At 71.5% G+C, this 24,326-nt stretch carries 22 protein-coding genes; 11 read left to right on the forward strand and 11 right to left on the reverse strand.

Annotated elements, in window-relative coordinates; all coding sequences use genetic code 11:
• Positions 1-87: 87 nt before the first annotated feature.
• Positions 88-1,380 (reverse strand): acyltransferase, encoded by a 1,293-nt coding sequence (locus M4960_RS13500; RefSeq protein WP_165918799.1) that lies wholly within the window; start codon positions 1,378-1,380, stop codon positions 88-90.
• A gap of 107 nt (positions 1,381-1,487) precedes the next feature.
• Here M4960_RS13500 and M4960_RS13505 point away from each other — a divergent pair, with 107 nt between their 5' ends.
• A complete protein-coding gene (locus M4960_RS13505) occupies positions 1,488-3,359 on the forward strand; it encodes a glycosyltransferase family 39 protein (RefSeq protein ID WP_248704502.1) in 1,872 nt (623 codons plus the stop codon).
• Between the two features lie 72 nt (positions 3,360-3,431).
• Entirely contained in the window at positions 3,432-4,463 is a 1,032-nt protein-coding gene (locus M4960_RS13510) for a lysylphosphatidylglycerol synthase domain-containing protein (RefSeq protein WP_248704503.1), read from the forward strand.
• 179 nt (positions 4,464-4,642) lie between these two features.
• Here the strand turns inward: M4960_RS13510 and M4960_RS13515 are convergent, their stop codons facing one another.
• Positions 4,643-6,196, reverse strand: coding sequence for a DUF2142 domain-containing protein (locus tag M4960_RS13515; RefSeq protein ID WP_248704504.1), 1,554 nt, complete (start codon positions 6,194-6,196; stop codon positions 4,643-4,645).
• On the reverse strand, positions 6,193-6,678 hold the full coding sequence (locus M4960_RS13520; protein ID WP_131881413.1) for a GtrA family protein: 486 nt from the start codon (positions 6,676-6,678) through the stop codon (positions 6,193-6,195). The genes M4960_RS13515 and M4960_RS13520 overlap by 4 nt, the downstream gene beginning before the upstream one ends.
• Before the next feature lie 113 nt (positions 6,679-6,791).
• Between M4960_RS13520 and M4960_RS13525 the strand changes: the two genes are divergently transcribed.
• The 4 genes from M4960_RS13525 (at position 6,792) to purE (ending at position 11,432) form a co-directional block, all read left to right on the forward strand.
• Positions 6,792-7,928, forward strand: coding sequence for a 5-(carboxyamino)imidazole ribonucleotide synthase (locus tag M4960_RS13525; protein WP_248704505.1), 1,137 nt, complete (start codon positions 6,792-6,794; stop codon positions 7,926-7,928).
• 123 nt (positions 7,929-8,051) lie between these two features.
• Positions 8,052-9,722 carry a glycoside hydrolase family 6 protein gene (locus tag M4960_RS13530; protein ID WP_248704506.1) on the forward strand — a complete coding sequence of 557 codons (1,671 nt, stop codon included), beginning with the start codon at positions 8,052-8,054 and terminating at the stop codon, positions 9,720-9,722.
• Positions 9,723-9,812: 90 nt separating this feature from the next.
• The gene (locus M4960_RS13535; RefSeq protein WP_248704507.1) at positions 9,813-10,910 is read left to right on the forward strand and encodes a hypothetical protein; all 1,098 of its coding nucleotides are present in this window, start codon (positions 9,813-9,815) and stop codon (positions 10,908-10,910) included.
• A 54-nt stretch (positions 10,911-10,964) separates the two neighbouring features.
• Positions 10,965-11,432, forward strand: coding sequence for a 5-(carboxyamino)imidazole ribonucleotide mutase (gene purE, locus M4960_RS13540; RefSeq protein WP_216834593.1), 468 nt, complete (start codon positions 10,965-10,967; stop codon positions 11,430-11,432).
• Here the strand turns inward: purE and M4960_RS13545 are convergent.
• Positions 11,429-11,626: a hypothetical protein gene (locus tag M4960_RS13545; protein WP_173169394.1), complete on the reverse strand. Its 198-nt coding sequence runs from the start codon at positions 11,624-11,626 to the stop codon at positions 11,429-11,431. The two genes, purE and M4960_RS13545, sit on opposite strands and share 4 nt — an antisense overlap.
• Before the next feature lie 18 nt (positions 11,627-11,644).
• Here M4960_RS13545 and M4960_RS13550 point away from each other — a divergent pair, with 18 nt between their 5' ends.
• On the forward strand, positions 11,645-11,932 hold the full coding sequence (locus M4960_RS13550; protein WP_248704508.1) for a hypothetical protein: 288 nt from the start codon (positions 11,645-11,647) through the stop codon (positions 11,930-11,932).
• Between the two features lie 250 nt (positions 11,933-12,182).
• Positions 12,183-12,938: a glycoside hydrolase family 16 protein gene (locus M4960_RS13555; RefSeq protein ID WP_123292215.1), complete on the forward strand. Its 756-nt coding sequence runs from the start codon at positions 12,183-12,185 to the stop codon at positions 12,936-12,938.
• Positions 12,939-12,976: 38 nt separating this feature from the next.
• Here M4960_RS13555 and M4960_RS13560 read toward each other — a convergent pair whose 3' ends face one another.
• From M4960_RS13560 to M4960_RS13585, 6 genes are all read right to left on the reverse strand, one after another.
• Positions 12,977-14,119 (reverse strand): glycosyltransferase family 1 protein, encoded by a 1,143-nt coding sequence (locus tag M4960_RS13560; RefSeq protein WP_123292216.1) that lies wholly within the window; start codon positions 14,117-14,119, stop codon positions 12,977-12,979.
• 179 nt (positions 14,120-14,298) lie between these two features.
• Positions 14,299-15,150, reverse strand: a complete 852-nt coding sequence (rfbD, locus tag M4960_RS13565) for a dTDP-4-dehydrorhamnose reductase (protein ID WP_248704509.1) — start codon at positions 15,148-15,150, stop codon at positions 14,299-14,301.
• Entirely contained in the window at positions 15,147-16,133 is a 987-nt protein-coding gene (gene rfbB, locus M4960_RS13570) for a dTDP-glucose 4,6-dehydratase (RefSeq protein ID WP_111086003.1), read from the reverse strand. The genes rfbD and rfbB overlap by 4 nt, the downstream gene beginning before the upstream one ends.
• Positions 16,130-17,740, reverse strand: a complete 1,611-nt coding sequence (locus M4960_RS13575; protein WP_248704510.1) for a glycosyltransferase family 39 protein — start codon at positions 17,738-17,740, stop codon at positions 16,130-16,132. The genes rfbB and M4960_RS13575 overlap by 4 nt, the downstream gene beginning before the upstream one ends.
• The gene (locus M4960_RS13580; protein WP_248704511.1) at positions 17,737-19,296 is read right to left on the reverse strand and encodes a glycosyltransferase family 39 protein; all 1,560 of its coding nucleotides are present in this window, start codon (positions 19,294-19,296) and stop codon (positions 17,737-17,739) included. Before M4960_RS13580 ends, M4960_RS13575 begins: the two co-directional genes overlap by 4 nt.
• On the reverse strand, positions 19,286-20,227 hold the full coding sequence (locus M4960_RS13585) for a glycosyltransferase family 2 protein (protein ID WP_111086000.1): 942 nt from the start codon (positions 20,225-20,227) through the stop codon (positions 19,286-19,288). The genes M4960_RS13580 and M4960_RS13585 overlap by 11 nt, the downstream gene beginning before the upstream one ends.
• A 98-nt stretch (positions 20,228-20,325) precedes the next feature.
• On the opposite strand from M4960_RS13585, the gene M4960_RS13590 reads away from it, so the two are divergent.
• The 3 genes from M4960_RS13590 to M4960_RS13600 are packed head-to-tail and all read left to right on the forward strand — an operon-like array spanning position 20,326 to position 23,648.
• Positions 20,326-20,934, forward strand: a complete 609-nt coding sequence (locus tag M4960_RS13590) for a dTDP-4-dehydrorhamnose 3,5-epimerase family protein (protein WP_248704512.1) — start codon at positions 20,326-20,328, stop codon at positions 20,932-20,934.
• A 21-nt stretch (positions 20,935-20,955) separates the two neighbouring features.
• Positions 20,956-21,819, forward strand: a complete 864-nt coding sequence (gene rfbA, locus M4960_RS13595) for a glucose-1-phosphate thymidylyltransferase RfbA (protein ID WP_248704513.1) — start codon at positions 20,956-20,958, stop codon at positions 21,817-21,819.
• A gap of 8 nt (positions 21,820-21,827) precedes the next feature.
• Positions 21,828-23,648, forward strand: a complete 1,821-nt coding sequence (locus tag M4960_RS13600; protein WP_248704514.1) for a glycosyltransferase — start codon at positions 21,828-21,830, stop codon at positions 23,646-23,648.
• Between the two features lie 127 nt (positions 23,649-23,775).
• On the opposite strand, the gene M4960_RS13605 is transcribed toward M4960_RS13600, so the two are convergent.
• Positions 23,776-24,315 (reverse strand): DUF805 domain-containing protein, encoded by a 540-nt coding sequence (locus M4960_RS13605; RefSeq protein WP_248704515.1) that lies wholly within the window; start codon positions 24,313-24,315, stop codon positions 23,776-23,778.
• Between the last annotated feature and the right edge of the window lie 11 nt (positions 24,316-24,326).

Genomic DNA, 24,326 nt, shown 5'->3' on the forward strand with positions numbered 1-24,326 from the left:
CCGAGCGATGCTACCTGGCGAGCGACCGTGCTGTCCGCCACGCGCAGGACGTCGGCGCAGGACGTGCTGCGGTACGCCGCGGGTGCGTCAGCGCGCGGTGCGGCTGCTCGCGTCGGTGGCGGCGTCGTCGCTCTCGACCTCGGGCAGGCGGCCGCGGTGCGAGACCTCGGCCGTGGCGTGCTTCTGCCGGCGGTTCATGAAGTTGCGCTCGACGAGCCACCAGAAGCCGATGCAGATGCCGATCACGACCGGGATCACGACGAACACCATCATCAGGAACTGGTACTTCGGGTACAGGCCGAGGGGGAGGAGCAGCAGGTTGCCGAGGCCCAGCAGCGGGCTGTGGAACAGGTAGATCGAGTACGACACCAGACCGGCGAGCACGAACGGCTTCCACGCGAAGAAGCGCGCGAGCCAGGTGTGGTTGCCGGTGACCGCCTGGCGTCCCATCCAGGTGAGCAGGATGCCGGCGAGGATGCCGGTGACGACCTCGGACGGCCAGGTCTGGTGCTGCCAGTAGTCGCGGTTGCGGAAGAACACGAGCAGGGTCCCGAGAGCCATGGCGCCGACGAACGCGCCGCTCGCCCACCGCGGGCCACCGAGCTTCGAGCGCTCGCGGACCACGCCGGACAGGTGCTCGTCGCGCGCCTTCACGGTCAGTTCGGCGGCGAGCATCCCCACCGCGAACAGGCCGACGAACCACGGGTGCATGAACGAGTAACGGCTCTCGGCGCCCATCCACATGCCGATCAGGACCAGGCTCGACGCCGTCGCCCACCCGCCGAAGACCCGCCACAGCGGCAGGATCAGCAGCGGCATCAGGAAGTAGATCTGCCACTCGACCGCGACCGTCCACATCGGGCCGTTGATCTTGCCGATGTACTGCGGGAAGAAGTCGTGCACCAGGAAGAAGTGCGTCAGGAACGTGCCCCAGCCCATCGGCAACTTCGTGTCCCACTGCGTGCCGCCGGGCTGACCGAGCACGGGGACGAACAGGATCAGCAGGGCGAACAGCACGAGCGACGCCCAGTACGGCGGGATGATGCGGCGGGCGCGACGCCAGACGAACTTCCAGAACCCGCCGGGCAGACGGTAGCGGTCGAACCGGGTCAGCACCGGCAGCATGAGCACGTAGCCGGACAGCACGATGAAGAGCGGGACGCCGAGGTAGCCCCAGCCGATGATCGGGCGCAGCCAGGGCAGCTCGGTCGGGCCGGTGCCGGTCGTCCCGGTGAAGAGGTACGCGTGGTAGAAGACCACCGCGAGTGCGGCCAACCCCCGGAGTCCGTCCAGGTAGGGGAACTCGAGTCGGCCGCCGGCGCGGGGCGCGGGGGCAGCGGAGTCGGCTGCGGGTACTGCGGCGCGGGTTTCGGTGGCCAACGATCGTCCTCGTGGTGGTCGGAGCGGGGTCGCAGGCAGTCTCCCACACGCCGACCCGGCGCCGCGATCAGGCACCCTGTGCCTGGTGTTTCGGTTCGGATGTCATGATGAAGCACGTGACCTCGACGAGCGCAGCCGCAACGCAGATCACCCACGAGCCCGTCCACCGGCGTTCGGGGGCGGTTCCGAGTCGGTACAAGCACGTCGTCGCGCCGGTCATCCTGGCGGTGCTCGTCGTCGTGGGCGTCGCGCTCAGCGCCGCCGTGGCGTACCACAACCGCCTCGGCGTGACGAACGTCGACGGCATCTCCTACATGGGCATCGCCCGCGAGTACGCGAACGGCTGGCTGCCCGACGCGATCAACGCCTACTGGTCGCCGATGGTGTCCTGGATGATGGCGCCGTTCATCGCGGCCGGCCTCGGCATGCAGACGGCCTTCGCGGTCGTGAACTGCTTCGCGGTCGCCGTCGTGCTCGGCGTCGGCGGCTGGCTGGTGTGGTCGCAGAACCACCGCATCGTGCCGGCCGTCCTCTTCATGGTCACCGCGATCCCGGCACTGATGAGCGCGGTGTCGGTGCAGACCCCCGACCTGCTCGTCGTCGCGTGGGTCGTCGGCTACCTGTGGGCACTCCGGTGGGCCGACCAGGCGTTGCACGGATCGACGCGGGCCCGGTTGGTCTCCGGCGGGGTGCTCGGCGCGGTCGCGGCCATCGGGTACTTCGTGAAGCTCTTCCTGCTGCCGGTGGCGGTCGGCGCGGTGATCCTGTGGCTGCTGCTCCGGGTCTGGTCCGCACGACGCCGTCGTGAGCCGGTGCTGCACTGGTGGACGTCGCCCGTGGCCACGATCGTGGTCTTCGCCGTCGTCATCGCACCGTGGGTCGGTGCCCTGACCATGAAGTACGGGTCGCCGACCCTGGGCTCGTCGCTCTCGGTGAACATCGGCTCGAAGTTCGACGACGGCGGGCGTGCGACCGACTGGCCGTTCCTGCCCGTGCCGCCGAACTCGCACGCGTTCTCCCCGAACGAGGACTTCACCCCGTCGGTCTACAAGCAGGGCCCGATGGAGAACCCGGACCCGTCCGTGGTGCCGCCGACGACCGAGTCGACCACCGAGGACACCGCGCCGAAGGTCACGAAGGACTCCGGCATCGCGGCCCGCGCCGGCTACTACCTGCACGAGCGCATGCTCGCGCTGCCGTACTACCTGCAGAAGATCAGCACGTTCGCCCCCTTCGCGGCACCGATCGCCCTGCTCTTCGCCGCCGCCCTGGTGATCGGCGTGGTCCGGTTCCGCCGGTACGCGTTCACCTGCATCGTCGCGGCGACGACCCTCGTCTACTTCGTCGGCTACGGCATGATCACGTCGTCGTCGAGCGGTGGCGGGAACGCGCGCTACTACTGGCCGCTGTTCTACCTGACGGCGATGATCGGCGCGCTCATGCTGCCAGCCGTCTGGCGGTTGGTCCGACGACGCGGCGTGGTCCGGACGATCGTGGCGTGCGTCGCGATCGCCGTCGTCCCCGTGGCGTCGTTCACGCAGAACTGGATCGGGTCGCCGGCACCCTTCTACCCGTCGGTGAACCGCACCGAGGCGCTTCGCGTCACCGGCCCGACCGACGTCCCCGAGATCGTGCGGCTCGCCGACCAGATCCGGGCGAGTGGTGCCCTGCCCGAGGACGCCACCGTCATCGGCTCGAACTACCGGTCGCTGTCCTCATTGGCGTTCCTGACCGACACGCGTGTGTACGGTCGTTCAGGTCAGGGCTACACGTACCACTCGGACGCGATGCGCAAGCTGTTCATCGACGAGGGCGTGCAGTACTTCGTGCAGTTCGACCCCGCCAACGCGCCGGCACGCGACTACTCGATGGCCGGGAAGCTCGTCGGCACGTACAACGCGACGATCTCGTGCAGCGCCGACCGGTCCACGGATCCCGAGATCCCCTGCCGCGTCCAGATCGTCAAGTTCGCGAAGTAGCCGCCGCTCCAGGGAGCGCGCCACACCAGCGTCTACGATGACCTGGTCCCGAAGCCCGGCAGGAGACCACGTTTGTCAGGAACCACCAGCGACACCCCCGCGCCCGAGGGGAAGCGTCCGCCGACCTGGCGACGGTTCCTCGGCAAGGCGATCCCCATCGTCTTCTACGTGCTGCTCGCGGTCTTCCTCGTGCTGTACGTGCGGAGCGTCGACTGGGGGCAGCTCGCCGGGCTGGACTGGCAGTGGGGCTGGGTGATCCTGGCGACCGTGATCAGCCTGGGCTTCCGGTACTGGGGCGTCGGCATCTGGTTCTACCTGCTGCGGCGGCTCGGCGCGACCGGCCTCAAGGGCAGCGGCGTCACGCTGACCTACGTGTACGCGAAGTCCTGGATGGGCCGATACATCCCCGGGGCCGCGACCTGGATCATCGGCAAGGTCTACTTCGCCTCGAAGCACGGCGTCTCGAAGGCCCGGCTCGGCGTCAGCGGCCTGCTCGAGGGCGCGCTGCAGATCGCCGCCACCCTCGCCCTGGCGCTCGTCCTGCTGCTCATCGACCCCCGCACGCACGCGCTCAGCCCGTGGCTCATCGCGTTGATGATCGCGGCGTTCATCGCCTGCGTCGTGTGCCTGATCCCGCGGGTCTTCGTGTTCCTGATCGGCATCGCGCTGAAGATCCTGCGCCGCAAGCCGCTCGAGGCCGACGTCCGCCCGAACCTCGGCACCGTCCTCGGCGGCGCCGGCCTGTACGTGGCCGGTGCGATCCTGTCGGGCACGGCGTACTACTTCATCACCCTCGGGGTGTACCCGTCGCTCAAGCTCAGCGACGCGGCGTTCGTCATCGGTGCCGCGAGCATGGCCTCGGCGATCAGCATGCTGGCCGTGTTCGCCCCCGGCGGCCTCGGCGTCCGCGAGGGCGTGCAGGCCCTGCTCCTCACCCTCGTCATGCCGCCGGGGATCGCCCTGGTCGTGGTCGTCGTCACCCGCGTGTGGAGCCTGGCGGTCGACGGCCTGTTCCTGCTCTGCGCCGCAGCACCGACCTGGTTCCGCCGTGGTCGTCCGACCGACGACCCGTCGGCCGTCGAGGGCAGCGCCCCCGCCGCCTGACGCGCACTTCGTGAGCAGGAACGGTCGGGTCCGCGGTGCGCGACCCGACCATTCCTGCTCACCATCCGGGGGCACGCGACGCGCGTGCCGACCGACGGGAGGCCCGGTGCCAGCTGGCACCGGGCCTCCCGTCCGTCTGGTGGGGCGTCCACCCCGTCAGCCGCACGCCCGACGTGTGGTCAGGACGCGGGGGCGTCCACTCGACGGTCGGCACGGGCGACCTGGACGACCGACGCGACCAGGCCGACGGCCACCAGCGCGACCACGACCACGAGCACTGCGGGCGGCACCGGCCCGATCTCCGTGTAGCGGAGCAGCCCGCGCCCCGTCACCGGGAACAGGGCGGCGTTCCAGAACCACGCCGACGCCACCGCGAACCCGTACACGCCCACGGCGGGCAGCAGGACGGCCAGCGCCACCGCGACCCACGAGCGTGCGCGTCCGGCGGGCACCAGCCGACGCCAGGCCAGGGCGCTCAGCACGATCAGGCAGACGATCGCGGGGAAGTAGTAGCGCCCCTGGGTCGCGGCGACCTCGGTGGTGGTGAGGTACGAGTGCGCGCTCGTCCGGTTCTGGATGCCGATGAGGAGCGCCGGGAACACCGCCAGGCACAGGGCCACCCGCAGGTCGGGGCCGCGCCGGAACGCCCAGCCGACGAGCACGACGAGCGCGATGACCGTCAGGACGGCCGTGAGCAGGTCGCCCATGCTGACCTGTGCCCGACCGCCGAAGCTGCCCCAGAACGTGCGCGCGAGCGTGCCCCAGCTGACGTCGAGGAAGTGCCCGAGCGTCGGGTGCTCGCCGGGCGGGAAGTCCTTCGGCGGACGCATCGCCGTGTAGCCGTTCGGCTGGATCCGGCCGTAGGCGAACCAGTTGTGCACCCACCACCACGCCCCGATGCCGCCGGATACGGCCATCGTCACCACGGTGCGGACCACCCGTTGCCGCAGCGACAGCACCCCGGCGCCGGCGAAGAGCACGACCACCGCCACGAACGGCACGGCGGGCAGTCCAGTGCCCTTGATCCAGACCAGGGCGCCGAGCACCACCGCGAGCGCGATGGTGGTGCGCCACCGGGTGTCACCGGTGAGCAGCCGGGTGGCGAGCCACACGACGATCCCGGCGACGAGCAGGACGGGGGCGTCGTTCGAGAACGAGGAACCGATGGACGCGAGCTCGGGCGTCGCGAACACGGCGAGCCCACCGACGAGCGCGGCCCGCGGCGACCGGGTCACCCGGCGGACGGACGCCCACGCCAGCAGCGGCAGTGCGGTGACGGCGAGGACGTCGGCGAGCCGCAGCGCGGTGAACGCCCGGTCCCACCGCAGGTCACCGAAGTCCACGGCACGGAGCACGGCGGCACCGGCGAGGTAGGCGGTCGGCGGGTGCTGGGTCATCTGGTTGACGGTCGACGACGGCCCGGGGGCGTTCTGCAGCAGCTCGCTGACGGTCGACCACTCGCTGGACGGCTTCGTCGCCTGCTCGACCTTCGCGGCCTGCACCGCGTTGGTGACGTACAGGTCGCCCGGGGCGGCCCAGGCGTCTCCGAGCGCGACGTGCACGGCGGCGTCGATGTGCGCCGTCTCGTCCGGGGCCTCGAAGACCGGGACGATCAGCGCCCAGGCGACGAGCCACAGGCCGAAGGTCGCCGTGACGACGGCGATCGCCACACGCTCCCAGCGGGCGGTGCGGGGTGGTGCGGTGGTGCTGGTGGTGGTCTCGTGGGCCGTCACCCGGTCGAGTCTAGGGCGCGCCCCTCGGGTGCGACGTCCGCGGCGGCGGGCTCGGAGCCGGTCCGCTCGGGGTGGTACACCCACACCTTGTAGAGCCAGAAGCGGAACACCGTGCCGAGCACCAGGCCGACGATGTTCGCGACGTTGTCGGCGAAGACCGAGGTCAGTCCCATCACGTAGTGGGACACCCCGAGGCACGCGAGCGCGATGACCATGCCGCCGAGCGAGACGACGACGAACTCGATGCCCTCGCGGGTGGCGACGGCACGGCGCTGCTCGCGGAACGTCCAGTACCGGTTGCCCATCCAGTTGACGAAGATGGCGATGACGGTGGAGATCACCTTCGCCCAGAACGGCCCGGAGTGCACCTCGTCGGGGTTCAGGACGGTGATGCGCAGCACGTTGAACACCGTGGTGTCCACGACGAAGCCGACGGCACCGACCACGCCGAAGCGTGCCAGTTGGGCAATGAGGCGCCGCACGTGCCCTCCAGGATCCGTAGAGTTGTCGCGGGCCGTGCACAACGCGACCCGAACAGCGATTGTAGACAACGCGTTCACCCTCGATGGTGCGAACGCCGGAAGGATCACACAGCATGGCGTTGCGCGTCGGGGTCATCGGTGGGGGACAGCTGGCACGGATGATGGTGCCGGCGGCCGTCGAGCTGGGGATCGACATCCGGGTCCTCGCCGAGGGGCCGGGCATGTCGGCCGCCATCGCCGCCACGGCCGAGGGCGACTACCACGACGCCGCGACGGTGCTGGCGTTCGCCCGCAACGTCGACGTGGTGACGTTCGACCACGAGCACGTGCCCCAGGACGTCCTGCGCGCCCTGGTCGACGCCGGCGTGGCCGTCCGCCCCGGACCCGGTCCGCTGGCCGTCGCCCAGGACAAGATCACGATGCGCACGAAGCTCTCCGAGCTCGGCCTGCCGGTGCCGGACTGGGCCGCGGTGCACGACCCCGACGAGCTCCGGGCCTTCCTCGACGAGCACGGCGGCCGCGCGGTCGTGAAGACGCCCCGCGGTGGCTACGACGGCAAGGGCGTCCGGGTCGTGTCCGACCCGTCGGACGTCGACGACTGGTTCATCGCCGTCGCCGAGGCCGGCGGCGGGCAGGCCCTGCTCGCCGAGGAGCTCGTCCCGTTCACCCGCGAACTCGCGCAGTCCGTGGCCCGCCGCCCCTCCGGCCAGGTCGTCGCGTGGCCGCTGGTCGAGACCGTGCAGCGCGACGGGGTCTGCGCCGAGGTCATCGCCCCCGCGCCCGACAGCGCCGGACGCATCGCCGACGTGACGGAATCGATCGCGGTCCGGATCGCCGAGGAGCTCGGGGTCACCGGGGTCCTGGCCGTCGAACTGTTCCAGACCGCCGACGAGCGCATCCTCATCAACGAACTCGCGATGCGACCGCACAACACCGGTCACTGGACGATCGACGGTGCGACGACGAGCCAGTTCGAGCAGCACCTGCGTGCCGTCCTCGACCTGCCGCTCGGTGCCACCGGGTCGTTCGCCCCGGCCGCCGTGATGATCAACGTGCTCGGCGGACCGGCCGACGGCGACCTCGCCGCCCGGTACCCGGCCGCGCTCGAGGCGTTCCCCGAGGCGAAGTACCACTTCTACGGCAAGGCCCCCCGGCCGGGCCGGAAGATCGGGCACGTCACCGTGATCGGTGAGGACGTCGACGACGTCGTCTACCGGGCACGCGCGGCCGCGGCGCACTTCGACGACTGACGATCGAGTGTCGGCACTGTTGCCGACACCCGCTCGGGTGCCACCCGCACTGGCGGCTGGCCGCCACTGCGGGCGCATGGTGCCATGGACGGGTCAGGGGTCCGATCGTCCAGGGGAGTGTCCATGCGCCGCCGTCCGCGCCGTGTCGTCGTCTGCAGCGCCGCCGTCGCACTCACCGCCCTCGTCGGCGGGCTGCTGCCCGTCGCGTTCGGGTCGAGCGCCACCGCCGCGACGTCCGCGACGACCATCCGCTCCGCATCGGCTGCGTCGCTGTACGGTGCCGGTCCGTACCGGTCGCCCACGAGCGAGGCAGCGAAGGCGGCCACCGCGCTCGCCGCCTCGGACCCCGCTGGTGCCGCCGCGGCGTCGACCATCGCCCGGTACTCCGTCGCGACGTGGCTCGGCGAGTGGACGCAGGGGACCCAGCTGACCAAGACGATCAGCACGGCGGTCTCGGGGGCCGAGCAGTCCGGCACCACCCCGGTGTTCGTGCTGTACGCGATCCCGGACCGGGACTGCGGCGGGTACTCCGCCGGAGGGTTCTCCGAGGCCTCCTACGACGCCTGGGTCGACCAGGTCACCGCGGCGCTCGCCGGACACCGCGCCGCCGTGATCGTCGAGCCGGACTCCCTCGCGATGCTCAGCAACGCGAAGTGCAGCACCACGCTCGACGACCAGCGCTACCGGATCCTGTCCCGCACCGTCGCCGGGCTCACCGCCGCCGGGGTGCCCGCCTACCTCGACGCCGGCAACTCGAACTGGGTGCCGCCCGCGACGATGGCCGCACGGCTGAACAGTGCCGGCGTGCAGCAGGCCCGCGGGTTCTTCACGAACGTCGCGAACTACTACCCGACCGCGCAGGAACAGGCCTACGCGCAGAAGGTCTCCGGTGCTACCGGGGGATCGCACTACGTGATCGACACCTCGCGGAACGGGCAGGGCTGGCGGGGGACCTGGTGCAACGGTCCTGGCGCCGGACTCGGCACCTCGCCCCGGGTCGCCACCGACGGCACCGCGCTCGACGCCCTGCTGTGGGTGAAGACCCCGGGCGCGAGCGACGGCACCTGCAGCGGCGCCCCCGCCGCGGGCAAGTGGTGGTCCTCCTACGCCCAGGCCCTCGTCGCGAACGCCCGGCTCGGGGTCCCCGCGGCCGACCTCGCGCCGCAGGGTTCGCTCGAGGTCGTCGCCGGCACCGGTGGCGGCGTCCGGGTCCGGGGCTGGGCCTTCGACGAGGACGACCCCACGCAGCCCGTCCGGGTCCGTGCCACCGTCGACGGCGTCGCCGCGGGAGCCGTGACCGCCGGACTCCGCCGCGCCGACGTCGACGCCGCCGCGGGCGTCGGGGCGACCCACGGCTTCGAGGCCGTCGTCCCGACTGCCGCCGGCGCGCGCCGGGTCTGTGTGACCGCGGTGAACATCGGCGCCGGGTCGGACACCACGCTCGGGTGCGCCACCGTCCGCGCCTACCGGCACGACCCCTACGTCGCGCTCGAGTCGGTGACGGGGAAGAAGGGCGGCATCAGCGTCCGTGGCTGGGCCTTCGACGGTGACGCCGTGTCCTCCGCCAGCACGGTCGCGATCACGGTCGACGGTAAGCGGGTGACGTCGTTGTCGGCGGGACGCGTGCGCGCCGACGTCGACCGGACGTGGGGCTCTGGCACGAAGCACGGCTTCGCCGGCACCGTCGCGCTCAATGCCGGCAAGCGGACCGTCTGCGCGGTCGCGCGGAACACCGGCACCGGGAAGGACCGGAAGTCGAGCCCCTGCCGGACGGTGACGGTGGCGCGGCGCTGACCGCTCGGGGCCGTTCCGCCGGCAACCCCGCACCGTGCGAGGTGCGGTGCTGCGTGTGAGCCCGGTCGCCCGGTGCGAGAGGATGGGCACATGCCGCGTGATCTCGTCCGCCGGGCCGCTCGTCGACTCCGCCGGGTCGTCGCCGGGACGCCCCCCGTGCCCGCTCCGCTGCCGGTCCTCGGCTACGTCGTCGCGGGCGGTGACGGCGCCCACCCCGCATCCGCCCACGTGCGCGTCGTCCGGCGCAGCGAGCACCTGGCGGCCAGCGGCACGGCCGAGGTCCGTCAAGTCGACCCCGTCGCGTTCGTCGACGGGACCGACACGACGTCGTACGCCGCCGTCCTGGTGCAGCGCGACATCCTGCCGCGCGACGCCGTGCAGCCCTTCCTCGCGGCGGCTGCGGCCCGCGGCGTCCGCGTCGTCGGCGAGGTCGACGACGACTTCTTCACCGAGTCCGGCCGCCAGCGCCTCGCCCGCGCCGAGTACGACCCGGACCGCCTCGCCTCGATCGACGCACTGGTCCGCGGTGCCGACACGGTCGTCGTGAGCACACCGGAGCTGGCCGAGGTCGTGCGCCCGGTCGCCCGCGACGTCACGGTCGTGCCGAACGCCCTCGACCCTGGGCTGTGGACCGCCGGCGCGACGGAGGACGACGACGATCGCCCCGGAGCAGAGCACCGGGTGCTCTACATGGGCACGCTCACCCACGCCGCCGACCTCGAACTCCTGCGCGACGTCTTCACCGACCTGACGACCACCGACGGCACGCCGATCCGGCTCGAGGTCATCGGTGTGACCGACGAGGGCGGCGCCGACTGGTTCCGCCGCGTCGAGGTGCCGGACGGCCACTACCCGGCGTTCTCCCGCTGGCTCGTGGCGCACCGGGAGCGCTGGCGTGCCGGTGTCGCGCCCCTTCGTGACGAGGAGTTCAACCGCGCGAAGAGCGACCTGAAGTTCCTCGAGTACACCGCACTCGGTCTGCCCGCAGTGGTCTCGGACCGGCCCTCCTACGCCGTGGCACGGGTCCACGGGGCCGTCGCGGTACCGGACGACGTCGGGGCCTGGCGTGGTGCGGTGCGCGCCGCTGTCGAGCGCGGGACGGCCGACGAACGGGCGGTCCGGTGGGTCGCGGGGGAGCGCACGATCGGCCGTGACGACGACGCCTGGCGCCGCGTGCTGCTCGGCTAGGCTCGTCGCGTGACCGACACCGACGCACCCGTCCAGCCGCTCGTCTCGATCATCATGGGGTCGGACTCCGACTGGCCGACGATGCGCGCTGCGGCCGACATCCTGGCCGAGCTCGGCATCCCGTTCGAGGCGGACGTCGTGTCGGCGCACCGCACGCCCGACAAGATGACCCGGTTCGCCCGCGGCGCCGCCGAGCGTGGCATCCGCGTCGTGATCGCCGGTGCCGGTGGCGCCGCGCACCTGCCGGGCATGGTGGCCTCGATGACGACGCTGCCCGTCATCGGTGTCCCGGTGCAGCTCGCACGCCTCGACGGCCTCGACTCGCTGCTGTCGATCGTGCAGATGCCGGCCGGCATCCCGGTGGCGACGATGGCGATCAACGGTGCCGCGAACGCCGGACTCCTCGCTGCGCGGATCATCGGCACCTCGGAGCCCGCGGTCGCGGCTCGTCTGACCGAGTACGCCGACGGCCTCGAGCGACTGGTCGAGGAGAAGGCCGCGCGCCTGCGCGACTCCCTCTAGCGTTCCGCGCGCCTGCGCGACTCCCTCGAGCGTTCCGCGCGGGTGGCCCCGGGACCGTCGAACGGGTTCCCGCCGTTCAGGACGCCGTACGCGATCGCGTTCGTCCGGTCGGCGCAGGCACGGTCGAGCGTCCGCGTCGCTGTCCGGACGACCTCGCCGGTGATCGGTCGGCCGCATTCCTCGGATCGGGTCATGCGCGCTACGGTACCGCCATGCCCGCTCGTCTCCGTCGCCACACCGCCGCCCTCGTCCTGGTCGGTGTCGCGGTCGTCGCAGCCGTGGTGTGCGCCGTCGCCGCACGCGGTGCGGGCCCGATGAACCCGGTGTCCTGGTGGATCCGAGACACGGACGAGCACGTCGTCGCGACGAAGTCACAGTTCGACTCGTGGCTCCTGGCGTCGCACGTGGCCGAGGTCGCAGCGGTGGTCGCGATCGTCGCTGTCCTCGCCGCGGTCGTCACCGCCGTCGTGTCGTCCCGCCGCCGTCGCACGCGGGTCTGAACACCACCGCCTGCCGGAGCCCACGAGCCGCCGGCAGCCCCAGAACGGGGGACGCAACACGGCGCTGATCAGCACTTCTTCGACGTAGACGGAACGTTCTGCAACCCCCGCGTACTGGGGATAAATCGGTTCTGTCAACCCCGCGCGCGGGCTGCATTTCGCAACTACGGTGAACGGCGGGTGGTCGAGATCCGGCCGCCCGGCACCCACGGGAACGGGTGCGAACCGTCACGTCAGGGAGTGACAGCTCATGCAGAAACGTGCAACCAAGCGGGCCGCACTCACCGTCGTGCTCCTCAGTGCCGCACTCGTCGCAGGACCGCTCGGCACGGGAACCGCAGCGTCCGCCAGCTCGGCACCGATCGGCAACGTCGGGAACTTCAAGCAGACCTTCCGCGAGAACTTCAGCACGGCGGCGGCGGCCAAGGGGAAGTTCGCCAAGACCTACGCGAAGTCGTGGCAGCCCTACCCGGACGGCACCGGGGGCATGTACTACTCGGGCGCCCAGATCAGCTCGCACAACGGGTACATGGACGTCAAGCTGGACGGCAAGCACGGCGCTGCCGGCACCTTCGGCACCCCGTCGGGTGCATGGGGGCACAAGGGCGGCAAGTTCATCGTCCGCGCCAAGGCGACCGGCGGCGACGGGAACGGCGCCGCGTTCATGCTCTGGCCGTCATCCGACAAGTGGTCGGACGGCGAGATCGACTACCCCGAGGCGAACTTCGAGCAGCAGCCGATGCTGCACCACCACTCGATGACCCCCGGCCAGGAGGTCAACGCGACGAGCCTGAGCACCGGCGTCTCGTGGCGCTCGTGGCACACGTACTCGATCGAGTGGATCCCGGGGAAGTCGGTGCGCTACCGCCTCGACGGCAAGGTGATCAAGACGATCACGAAGCACGTGCCGAAGACCGCGCACCGGTACATGTTCCAGGTGGGCAACTGGGGCGCCACCGGCCACCTGTACATCGACTGGGTCAGTACGTACACGTACAAGAAGTGACGTGGACCTCCGAGAAGTGACGTGACGGCCGCGCCGGCTCAGAGGTCGGCGTGCAGCTGCCAGGTCTCGGCGGCGGAGTCGCTCCAGTCGTACATCCGGGCACGGTCCGGCCCGGCGACGGCGAGCTGTCCGGCGAGCAACGGGTCGTTGACCACCTGGTACACCGCCTGCGCGATCCGCTCCGGGTAGGAGTCCCGCGGGTTCCGGGCGACGGTCACCCCGGCGTCGGACGCGACCTCGGCCACCGCGGGGTCGTCGGAGTGGATGACCGGGGTACCGAAGCTCATCGCCTCGATCACGGGCAGGCCGAAGCCCTCGGCGAAGCTCGGGAACACGAACACCGTCGCCCGGTCGTAGACCACGGCGAGGTCGGCGTCGTCGATCCGCCCGAGCACCTTCACCCGGTCGCGGGCGAGCCCGGCGCGCTCGGCGGTGCCGTACACGTCGACGTCACCCCAGCCGTCCGGGCCGGAGATCACGAGCGGGATGTCGGCGGGGGCGTCGGGGTGCGCGAGCGCCTCGATCAGGGACCCGAGCGCCTTGCGTGGTTCGAGCGTGCCGACGGCCAGCACGTAGCGGTCCGGCAGGCCGAGACGCTCGGCGCGCAGGTCGGCGTCCACGGGCAGCCGCAGCCGACCGCTCGGAGCTCCGCCGATGACGCGCAGTCGGTCGTCGAACCGGTGGATCTCGTTCAGTGCGCTCGCGACCGCGTGGGTGGGCACGACGACGGCGTCGGCGTGCTTCCACGCGCGCTTCACCATCGCCTTGTGGAAGTGGACGCCGCGGGGCGTCAGGGTCTCGGGGTTCGTCCACGGCACGGTGTCGTGCACGGTGACGACGGTCTGGCGGCCCGGGTCCTGGAACCGGTCGTGCTTGACCAGGGGAGCGAGGACGCTCGGCGCGTGCACCATGCCCTTCGCGATGCCACCGACGAAGCCGCCCTGCCACGCGAGCGAGAGTTCACGACGGGCCAGCGGAAGACGCTGCAGGTCGGACAGACCGGGCAGCAGGGTGCGCAGGTGGGCCATCTCGTCGGAGCTGACCGCGGACACGACCCCGGCGACGTCGCAGCCGCTCGGCGCGTTCGCCACGAGGTGCCGGGCGAGCTCTTCGGCGTACCGCCCGATGCCACCCGGAACGGGTGCGACGACCTGGTCGACGAGGACGTGGAGGGTGGTCATGGTGCTGCTCTCCTCGTCGTGGTGATGGGGCCGAGGACCGGCCCGGCGCCCGGCTGCCCGACCCTACCAGGGCAGGTGGGCCGCCCCCTGGAAGCCGCGGCAGGAGACCTGGACGGGAGGCCCGGATCACGTTCGCGACGCGGCGGACGTGATCCGGGCCTCCCGGTCGACTGCCGTGCTTACTTCGTCAACGCTCCTGCGGCCACCGCAGCGCGCAGCGCCTCGCGCCAGTCGCGCATCGGCGCGAGGCCGGCGCGCGACCAGCCGTCGTGGCCGAGCACGCTGTACGCCGGGCGCGGCGCCGGCCGGACGAACGCGGCGCTGTCGGTCGGCAGGACGCGCTCGGGGTCGAGCCCGAGCTCGGTGTAGATGGCGCGGGTGAAGTCGAACCACGACCCCTGCCCGGCGTTGGTGCCGTGGTAGACGCCCGCGGGGGCGTCGCCGTCGACGAGCTCGACGATCCGCGCGGCGAGGTCGCCGGTCCACGTCGGCTGACCGACCTGGTCGGTGACGACGCTCACGGTGTCGTGCGAGCCGGCCAGCCGGAGCATCGTCGCGGCGAAGTTCGGTCCGTGCGCGCCGTAGATCCAGGCGGTGCGGACGACGTACGACGTGTCCGGGGCGATCTCGCGCACGAACGCCTCGCCCGCGGCCTTGGTGCGGCCGTAGGCGTTGATCGGGTCGGTCGGGGCGTCCTCGGCGTACGGGGCGGTGCCGTTGCCGTCGAAGACGTAGTCCGTCGACACGGTGACGAGCTTCGCGCCGTGGCGGACCGCGGCCTCGGCCAGGAGCTTCGGGCCGGTCGCGTTGACGGCGAAGGCGTCGTCCTCGTGGCCTTCTGCGTCGTCGACCTTCGTGTACGCGGCGGAGTTGATCACGACGTCGTGTCCGGCGACGGCGGCGTCCACCGCGGCCGGGTCGGTGATGTCGAGCTCGGCGCGCGAGAGTGCCGTGACGTCGCGGCCGGCGAGCGCGGCCTGGAGGTCACGGCCGAGCATGCCGGCGGCGCCGGTGATGAGGTACCTGGTCATGCGATCGCTGCGCGCTCCTTGAGCGGCTCCCACCACGAACGGTTGTCGCGGTACCACTGCACGACGTCGGCCAGGCCCTGCTCGAAGGGGACCTGCGGCTCGTAGCCGAGCTCGGCCTGGATCTTCGAGATGTCGACCGAGTAGCGCAGGTCGTGCCCGAGGCGGTCGGCGACGCGGTCGACGTACGACCAGTCCTTGCCGGTGGCGTCGAGGAGCAGCTGCGTGAGCTCCTTGTTGGTGAGCTCGGTGCCGCCGCCGATGTTGTAGATCTCGCCGGCGCGGCCGCGGGTCAGGACCATCGCGATGCCGCGGGTGTGGTCGTCGACGTGCAGCCAGTCGCGGATGTTGTTGCCCTCGCCGTACAGCGGGACGTGCACGTCGTCGATGAGGTTCGTGACGAAGAGCGGGATGACCTTCTCGGGGAAGTGGTACGGCCCGTAGTTGTTCGAGCAGCGCGTGATCGAGAGGTTCAGCCCGTGGGTGCGGTGGTAGCTGCGGGCGAGCAGGTCGCTGCCGGCCTTCGACGCCGAGTACGGGGAGTTCGGCTCGAGCGGTCGTTCCTCGTCCCACGATCCCTCGCTGATGGAGCCGTAGACCTCGTCGGTGGAGACGTGCACGAAGCGCTCGGTGCCGTGGCGGAGCGCAGCGTCGAGCAGGCGCTGGGTGCCGACGACGTTCGTCTCGACGAAGATGCCGGAGTCACGGACCGACCGGTCGACGTGGGACTCGGCGGCGAAGTGCACGATCGCGTCGACCGTCGGGACGACCTCGTCGAGCTTCGCGGCGTCACGGATGTCGCCGTGCACGAAGGTGTAGCGGGGGGAGTCGGCGACCGGTGCGAGGTTCGCTTCGTTGCCGGAGTAGGTCAGCGCGTCGTAGACGACGACCTCGGCGCCCTCGAGGCCGGGGTACGCGTCCTCCAGGGTGCGGCGGACGAAGTTCGAGCCGATGAAGCCGGCCCCTCCGGTGACGAGGATCTTCACGAGTTCTCTTTCCTGACGGTCGGTTCGTGGGTCGGCGGCGATTCTAGCGGGAGCCCGGTGACGGGGGTGGTCGTGGTGCTCGGCACGGCGGCCGCGCGCCAGACGAACGCGGCGGCTGCGACGGCGGCGGCGAGGAACAGCGCGCCGGCCAGTGCGATCGGGAGCGGCCCGGCGAGCGAGCCACCGGCCATCGCCGACAGGCCGCCGGGGGTGACCCGGAACTGGACGTTCTCCCACGCGCCGCGGTACGCGATACCGATGCCGTACAGGGCGATGGCGAACGAGCCGACGGCGGCGATCCGGGCGAGCCGGCGGCGCAGTTCCGGACGGACGACCAGGGCACGCCACGCCACGGCCTGCGACAGCACGAGGGCGACGACGGCCACGAACAGGAACCGGCCCTGCAGCCCGTTGCCCTGGTGCGTGCCGAGGTAGTTCCGCCAGTTGTAGGCAAGGGTCGCGACGACGACGAGCGCCGGCCAGACCAGGGCGATGGTCATCACCCGGCGTCCGGCGCCGCGACGCGCGTACGACCAGCCGAGGGCGACGAGACCGATGATCGCCAGGGCGTCGACGACCATGGGCGGCAGCGGCCACTGGTTCGCGCCGAAGTCCCCGAAGAACGAGGCGGTCAGGCCGTCCCACTGCCGACCGGCGAACGCGCCGGGGTTCGCGCCGCCCGACGGGTACGGCTGCACCGTGGTCACGCCGCGCAGGGCGTCCGGCAGCAGGGTCCCGCTGACGAGCAGCGTGCGGACCCACCACCAGCCGGACACGGCGGCGGCAGCGACGATGACCACGCCGGCGTGCAGGGCCGCACGGCGCCACGGACGTGCGGTGCGCTGGTCGCGGTCGCGGTCGCGGTCGCCGCGCTCGCCGCGCTCGTCGCGGGCCAACGCGAACACGAGCACGACGAACGGCACCGCCAGCAGACCGAGTGCGCTGATCGCCGCCAGGCCGGTCACCGCCACGGCCAACCCGGCCGTGGTCCACCACGACCGGTCACCGGTGAGCACCCGCACGCTCAGCCACACGAGCACGGCGCCGAGCAGGATCATCGGCGCCCACGACGTCACGCCGGCGGCGACCTGCGCGAGCTGCGGCACCGCGAAGAGCAGCAGCGGTGCGACCAGGGCGGTCCGTGGCGACCGCGTCACCCGGCGGACGGTCGCCCACACGAGCACGGGCAGCGCGGTCACGAGCACGACGTCGAACAGGCGCAGGACGAGCACTGAGGTGGCCCAGTCGTGCGCCCCGAAGCGGATCAGGCGCAGGATGCCCGCGGCGACGAGCCAGTACGTCGGCGGGTTCTGCGACATCGGGTCGATCGCGGGGGAGTCGCCGGGGACCGCTGCCAGGAGCGCGTCGACGGTGGGGCGGTCGACGGCGGGCACCGGGTGCTCCACGATCTGCCGGATCGCGGCGAGGTAGTGCATCTCGCCGCCGTGCGGCCACCCGAGGCCGAGCGCCAGCCGGAACGCGGCGTCGACGTGCGCGGGCTCGTCGGGGGCGCCGAACGCGGGGGTGAGCAGCGCGAAGCCGAGCAGCAGGCCCAGCCACGCGACGGTGATCGTACCGAGCACGACCCACTCGCGGCGGGCGGTCACGCCGTCACCGCCGTTCGGCGCACGAAACGCACCAGCAGGACCGCCGTGGCGATCAGCGCGACCGCTGCCACGGTGGCCAGCGTGAAGTTCCCGCCGGCAGCGAGCATGCCGTACTGGTCGAACTTGACGATCGAGAACTCGTCGATCCAGAACGCGGCGTCACGGCCGAACGCCCGGAGCGCGTAGACGACGCCGTAGAGGGCGATGGCCGTCGCCGCGACGGACATGCCGACGGCCAGTCGTGTGGCGCCGGCCGCGGTGACGGTCACGCGCCGCCAGGCCAGGGCGCTCAGGGCGATCAGGGCGATGAGGGTGGGGTAGTAGTAGCGGCCCTGGGTGCCGGCGACGATCGTGTTCCGCACGTAGCCGCCCCACCCGCTCTGCATGTGCAGGGCGATCAGGATGACGGGGTACGACGCCAGGACGATCGCGGGTCGCAGCGACGGGCCGCGGCGGAACGCCCAGATGACGATGCCGGCGATCGACACGATGGTCAGGCCGTCGATCAGGAACTGGGCGAACTGGAACTGCGTCAGGCCGCCGACGCTGCCCCAGAACGTGCGGGTCACGCCGTTCCAGTAGTCGCGCAGGAATACCTCCGGACTGGCGGCGGTGTCGTCCGGGAACGGCATCGACGGACGGGCGTAGGCCATGCCGTCGGGCTGGATCGCGTGGTACACGAGGATGTTCCGCAGCCACCACCACCCACCGACGACACCGGCGATCCCCAGCGTCCAGGTGGTGCGCAGCACGTTCCGCCAGACGGTCGCGCGGGTGCAGCCCGCCGCCATCACCGCGATCCCGACGAAGGGGACGGCGGGCAGGGCAGTTCCCTTGGTCAGCAGCATCGCGCCGAGCAGCAGGCCGATCCACACCGTGGTCCGCACCCGCTGGTCGCCCGTCAGCAGCCGGACGACGGAGTACACCAGCGCACCCGCGAGGGGCAGCATCAGGGCGTCGTTCGTCACCGAGGTACCGATCGACGCGACCTCGGGGACGGCCAGGATCGCCGCCCCGCCGACCACGGCAGCCCGGGGCGAGCGGGTCAGCCGACGCACCGTGGCCCACGCCAGGAACGGCAGGGGCAGCACGAGCAGGGCGTCGAACAGCCGCAGGGCCATCACGGCGTGGTCCCACCGCAGGTCCTCGAAGTGCACCAGGTGGAGGACCCCGGCGGCCAGCGCGTAGTACGTGGGCGGGTGCTGCGACATCTGGTCGATGCTCGTCGGGTGCACCCCGGGGAACTCCCGCAGCAGCTCGCCCCACGTCGCGTTGTCGGACGCCGGCTGTCGCAGGTTGCTGATCTGCGTGTCGTGCGTGGCGTTGAGGTAGTGCATCGCGCCCGGCTCCGGCCAGGCGTCACCGATCGCCAGGTGCAGGACGGCGTCGACGTGCGTCGGCTCGTCCGGCGCCTTGTAGGTGGTCGTCACGATCGCCCAGACCGCCAGGACGGCGGCGAACGCGACCGTCAGGGCGATGACGACGACGCGCTCGGCACGGTCGACCCGTGGGCGGGCGACGGTGCCCGACACGGCCGGGGCCGTGTCAGTCGCCATACCGCTGCAGTTTCTGCAGGTCGAGCTGCTCCTCGGCCAGCGTGCGGTTGAGGCGGGTGAGGTCGGCGACGACGCCGATCACGATGGAGAGCAGCGCCGTGATGAGCAGCACCACACCGAGGATGATCGACTGCAGGTGGTTGCCGGGGGTCTGCATCGCGAGCAGCACCAGGTAGCGGACGAGCGGCCAGAGCCCGAGCCCGCCCAGGATCACGCTGACCCAGGCGAAGAGCGCCATCGGCCGGTACATCAGGTAGACCCGGGCGATCGCGGAGCCGGACTCGAACATGTGCTGGAAGATGTTGCTGAACAGCCGGGACTCGCGGGTCTTCGGGTTCGTCGTGATCGGCACGGACGCGATCGCCAGGCGCTTGTAGCCGGCCTGCACGATGGTCTCCATGCAGTAGCTGAAGCGCGTGACGATGTTCAGGCGGATCAGCGAGTACTTCGAGTACGCGCGGAACCCGCTCGCGGCGTCGGGCAGGTCGAGCCCGGCGGCGCGGCTGGCGACCCACGACCCGAAGCGCTGCATGAGCTTCTTGAAGCCGGAGAAGTGCTCGATCGTGCGGGTCTGCCGGTCGCCGATGACGATCTCGGCTTCCTTGCGCAGGATCGGCTGGACGAGCTCGGCGATCTGCGCCTGCGGGTACTGGTTGTCGCCGTCGGTGTTGACGACGATGTCGGCACCGTGCAGCAGGGCGTAGTCGACGCCGTCGCGGAACGACCGGGCGAGCCCCATGTTGGTCGTGTGGTGCACGAAGTGCTTGACGCCGTGTTCCTTGGCGACCTCGACGGTGCGGTCGGTGCTGCCGTCGTTGATGACCAGGATCTCGATCTCGTCGATGCCGTCGATCTCACGCGGGATCGAGTCGATGACGCTGGCGAGGGTGTTCTCCTCGTTGAGGCAGGGGATCTGGACGAATAGCTTCACGGGCTCGCTTGGTCTCGTTTCGGGAGTCGCAGCGCGCGGGGCGCGGGGCACAGAACCAGGACAGCCTATGCGATGCGCCACCTTGCTAGGATTCCCCGGTGCAGATCCGCGAACTGAAGATCCCCGGCGCGTGGGAGTTCACGCCCGTCCAGCACGGCGACGCACGAGGAGCATTCCTCGAGGCGTACCGGGCCGACGTCCTCGAAGAGACGGTCGGTCACCCGCTGGACCTCCGCCAGGTGAACATGTCGATCTCGTCGGCCGGCGTCGCGCGGGGCATCCACTACGCCCTCGTCGCCCCGAGCCAGGCGAAGTACGTCACCGCCGTCCGAGGCGCCTTCATCGACTACATCGTCGACATCCGCGTCGGTTCGCCGACGTTCGGGCAGTGGGACTCGGTCCGCATCGACGACGTCGACCGCAAGGCCGTGTACCTGTCCGAGGGCCTCGGCCATGCGATCGTCGCGCTCGAGGACCACTCCACGGTGAACTACCTGGTCAGCGCGCACTACGACCCCGAGCGTGAGAAGGGGATCACGATCCTCGACCCGACCGTCGGGCTCGAACTGCCGGACGGCATCGGTGAGCCGGTGCTCTCCGAGAAGGACACGAGCGCCCCGACGCTCGAAGCGGCCGCCGCCGCCGGTCTGCTGCCGACGCACGAGGAGTGCGTGGCCTACACCGAGTCCCTCCGCACGACGAAGTAACGAAGTAAGGAAGCGATCCCGATGAAGGGCATCATCCTCGCCGGTGGATCCGGCACGCGCCTCTGGCCGATCACCAAGGGCATCAGCAAGCAGCTCATGCCGATCTACGACAAGCCGATGGTCTACTACCCCCTGTCGACCCTGATGATGGCCGGCATCCGCGAAGTGCTCGTCATCACGACGCCGGAGTACAACGAGCAGTTCAAGGCCCTGCTCGGCGACGGCTCCGCCTTCGGCATGGAGATCCAGTACTCCGTGCAGCCGTCCCCGGACGGGCTCGCGCAGGCCTTCGTCATCGGCGAGGACTTCATCGGCGACGACAGCGTCGCACTCGTCCTCGGCGACAACATCTTCCACGGCACCGGCCTCGGGACGAACCTGCGGAAGAACACCGAGGTCGACGGTGCGACGATCTTCGCGTACCACGTGGCCGACCCGAAGGCCTACGGCGTCGTGGAGTTCGACGACGACTTCACGGCCGTCTCCATCGAGGAGAAGCCGGCCGAGCCGAAGTCGAACTACGCCGTCCCCGGCCTGTACTTCTACGACAACAAGGTCATCGAGATCGCGAAGACGATCGAGCCGAGCGCCCGTGGCGAGCTCGAGATCTCGACGGTCAACGAGCGCTACCTCGAGGCCGGTGAACTCGGCGTCCAGGTCCTCGACCGTGGCACCGCGTGGCTCGACACCGGCACGTTCGAGTCGATGATGCAGGCGTCCGAGTACGTCAAGGTCATCGAGGACCGTCAGGGCTTCAAGATCGGGTGCATCGAGGAGATCGCCTGGCGCAACGGCTGGATCGACGACGCGCAGCTCGCCGAGCTCGCCGCACCGCTCGTCAAGGGCGGCTACGGCGTCTACCTCCAGCGGCTCCTCGGCGCCTAGCACCGCCCGTGGCGTCCGGTTCTGGGTGGTTCGGTCGCCGTCGTCGCGACACGACGGCTGCCGACCACCCCGACCGGGAGGCCCGTCCCACGCCCGCAGCGACGACTGACGTCGTCCGCGTGGCCGGCTTCGACGGCCCCCTGCCGCACCTGGACCAGGACGTCACGGTCCTCGTCACGACCCGGTCGGACCGGCACGCCGAGGTCGCGCGCCTCGTCGCCGTCGCCCGCGAGGCCTTCGGCCGTGGCGCTGACGTCCGCGCCGTGAGCTACGTCGCCGACGCCTCGCCGCGCGATCCGTTCGGTCGTCGCCTGCCGTGGGTGCGGACCGTGCCGGTCGACGGCCTGGGGTCCGCGATCAACGCCGGCCTCGCCGCCGGGGTCGGACGGGTCCTCGTGCTCGTCGACACCTCGGTGACGATCGATGCCGCCGGTCTCCGGGCACTCGCCGCGGCCGACGCGGTGGCACAGGCACGGGTCCGCCTGCCGGACGGCGCACTCCGCTCCGGCGCCCGGCTCCTCCGTCCCGGGGCGCTGCCCTGGTCCGACGACGCCGTTCCCGGAGGCGCCGCCGAGGACGCCGACGCCGTGTTCGCGGCGGACCAACCAGTGCTCTCGATGCCGGGGGCGGCGCTGGTGCCGGCACCGTGCCTCCCGGACGAACGCATGACCCTGACTGCCTGGACCCGCGCCGTCGCCGATGTCCACGGCGGACCGGTGCGCGTCGTCGGTGCGGCGACCCGCTCGGTCGAGGCCGGCCGCACGGTCGACGCCGCGACCGTCGACGCGTTCAGCGCATGGCGGGACCGTGGGCCAGCGACACGTGACGTCGTGGCCGGGCCGCCGCTGCCGCCGTGGGGAGCGCGACCGGTGACACCGGTCCGCCGGACGACCAGCAGCGCCACCGACCCGCTCACCTGGTCGCTGAAGATCGCCGCTCCCGCCGCGCCCGAGGGTGACGGCTGGGGCGACGTGCACTTCGCCGCCGAGCTGGCCGGGGCACTCGAGCGGCTCGGGCAGCGCGTCCGGATCGACCGCCGTGACGCCCACGTGCGGGACGACGATGCCTCGGACGACGTGACGCTCGTGATCCGCGGCCTCGACCGGGTGCCGCCGAACCCCGCGTCGGTGAACCTCCTCTGGGTGATCAGTCATCCCGACGACGTCTCCGACACCGAGCTCCGGTCGTTCGACGCGGCGTTCGCTGCCGGGCCGGTCTGGGCTGCTGCGGCAGCAGCGCGGTCGGGGGTCCCGGTCCGCACGCTGCTGCAGGCGACCGACCCCGCGGTGTTCCACCCGGGCGCGCGGGCGACGACGAGCCCCGATGCCGACCGGGTGGTGTTCGTCGGCTCGACCCGCGGCGCCGCGCGCCCGGTGGTCGCCGATGCCGTGGCGCTCGGAGCCGACCTGCGCGTGCACGGCCCGGGGTGGCAGGGCGTGGTCCCCGACGCAGCGCTCGGCGAACCGTCGCTGAGCCGGGCCGAGGTCGCCACGGCCTACGCCTCGGCGCGCGTGGTGCTCAACGACCACTGGGCGGACATGGCGGCCGGTGGCTTCGTGTCGAACCGGGTGTTCGACGTGCTGGCGTCCGGGGGAGTCGTCGTCACCGACGAGGTCGCCGGGCTGACCGAGGTGCTCGACGTCCCGACGCTCGCGGTCGCGCGTTCCCGTGACGAGCTCGCCGCGCTCCTCGACCCGTCGTACGCCTGGCCAACCGCTGCCGAGCGGGCGGCGGTGGCGTCGCGCATCGCCGCGGAGCACTCCTTCGACGCCCGAGCCGCCGTGCTGCTCGAGGCGGCCCGAACCGAACGCGCCCGCCTCCGCTCCTGATCCCCGCTCCGCCTCCGCTTGCCGGTCCCGCCGCCCGCACTGCCCGGCGCACAACCAAAGTGCATCCGAACCGCGGCATGCCACGGCGCGAACGCGCTTTGGTTGTGCGGAGAGGCTCTGAACCGGGTCAGGCGGCGCGGTGGGCGACGGGGAGTTCGGCGCCGGACGGGTCCGGGTCCGACGGGAGCGTCGGGCGCCAACTGCGGCGCAGGGCACCGAGCAGCAGGAACAGGTCCAGGATCGGGAAGCCGCCGAACAGCGCGATCCACGCCGGCGACCCGATGTCACGGAGTCGTCGCGCGCCGAGTGCCAGGTTCGGGATGGCCGTCAGCACGCACCACACGAACAGCACCCACTGCGACGGCGGCCCCTGGGCGACGACGTGCCAGCCGTCGGGGCTGCCGTTGAGGCTCAGGACGGACTGCCCGATCCCGAGGAACCCCGGGGTGTTCTGGAAGGTCGACATCGAGTCGTCGGCGTCCGGGATCCCGGTGGCCATCGGCACGAACGTCACGACGAGCCAGACCACGAGCACGTCGACGGCGCGTGCCCACCAGAACTCGGCCCGGCTCGCACGGGCACGGCGGAACGTGAACGCCCCCGTCCAGTAGCGGCGGGCGGCGTCGATCGGGCCGCAGCCGAGCCAGGGTTCCGGGTCGCGGTGCACGACGCTGAGCC

Origin of the sequence: Curtobacterium sp. MWU13-2055 (assembly GCF_023242305.1) — a bacterium.
GTDB lineage: Bacteria > Actinomycetota > Actinomycetes > Actinomycetales > Microbacteriaceae > Curtobacterium.

Coding starts and splice junctions, on each gene's coding strand:
- M4960_RS13505 (WP_248704502.1), top strand. CDS start 1,488: ATGAAGCACGTGACCTCGACGAGCGCAGCCGCAACGCAGATCACCCAC.
- M4960_RS13525 (WP_248704505.1), top strand. CDS start 6,792: ATGGCGTTGCGCGTCGGGGTCATCGGTGGGGGACAGCTGGCACGGATG.
- M4960_RS13530 (WP_248704506.1), top strand. CDS start 8,052: ATGCGCCGCCGTCCGCGCCGTGTCGTCGTCTGCAGCGCCGCCGTCGCA.
- M4960_RS13535 (WP_248704507.1), top strand. CDS start 9,813: ATGCCGCGTGATCTCGTCCGCCGGGCCGCTCGTCGACTCCGCCGGGTC.
- purE (WP_216834593.1), top strand. CDS start 10,965: ATGGGGTCGGACTCCGACTGGCCGACGATGCGCGCTGCGGCCGACATC.
- M4960_RS13545 (WP_173169394.1), bottom strand. CDS start 11,626: ATGACCCGATCCGAGGAATGCGGCCGACCGATCACCGGCGAGGTCGTC.
- M4960_RS13550 (WP_248704508.1), top strand. CDS start 11,645: ATGCCCGCTCGTCTCCGTCGCCACACCGCCGCCCTCGTCCTGGTCGGT.
- M4960_RS13555 (WP_123292215.1), top strand. CDS start 12,183: ATGCAGAAACGTGCAACCAAGCGGGCCGCACTCACCGTCGTGCTCCTC.
- M4960_RS13560 (WP_123292216.1), bottom strand. CDS start 14,119: ATGACCACCCTCCACGTCCTCGTCGACCAGGTCGTCGCACCCGTTCCG.
- rfbD (WP_248704509.1), bottom strand. CDS start 15,150: ATGACCAGGTACCTCATCACCGGCGCCGCCGGCATGCTCGGCCGTGAC.
- M4960_RS13580 (WP_248704511.1), bottom strand. CDS start 19,296: ATGGCGACTGACACGGCCCCGGCCGTGTCGGGCACCGTCGCCCGCCCA.
- rfbA (WP_248704513.1), top strand. CDS start 20,956: ATGAAGGGCATCATCCTCGCCGGTGGATCCGGCACGCGCCTCTGGCCG.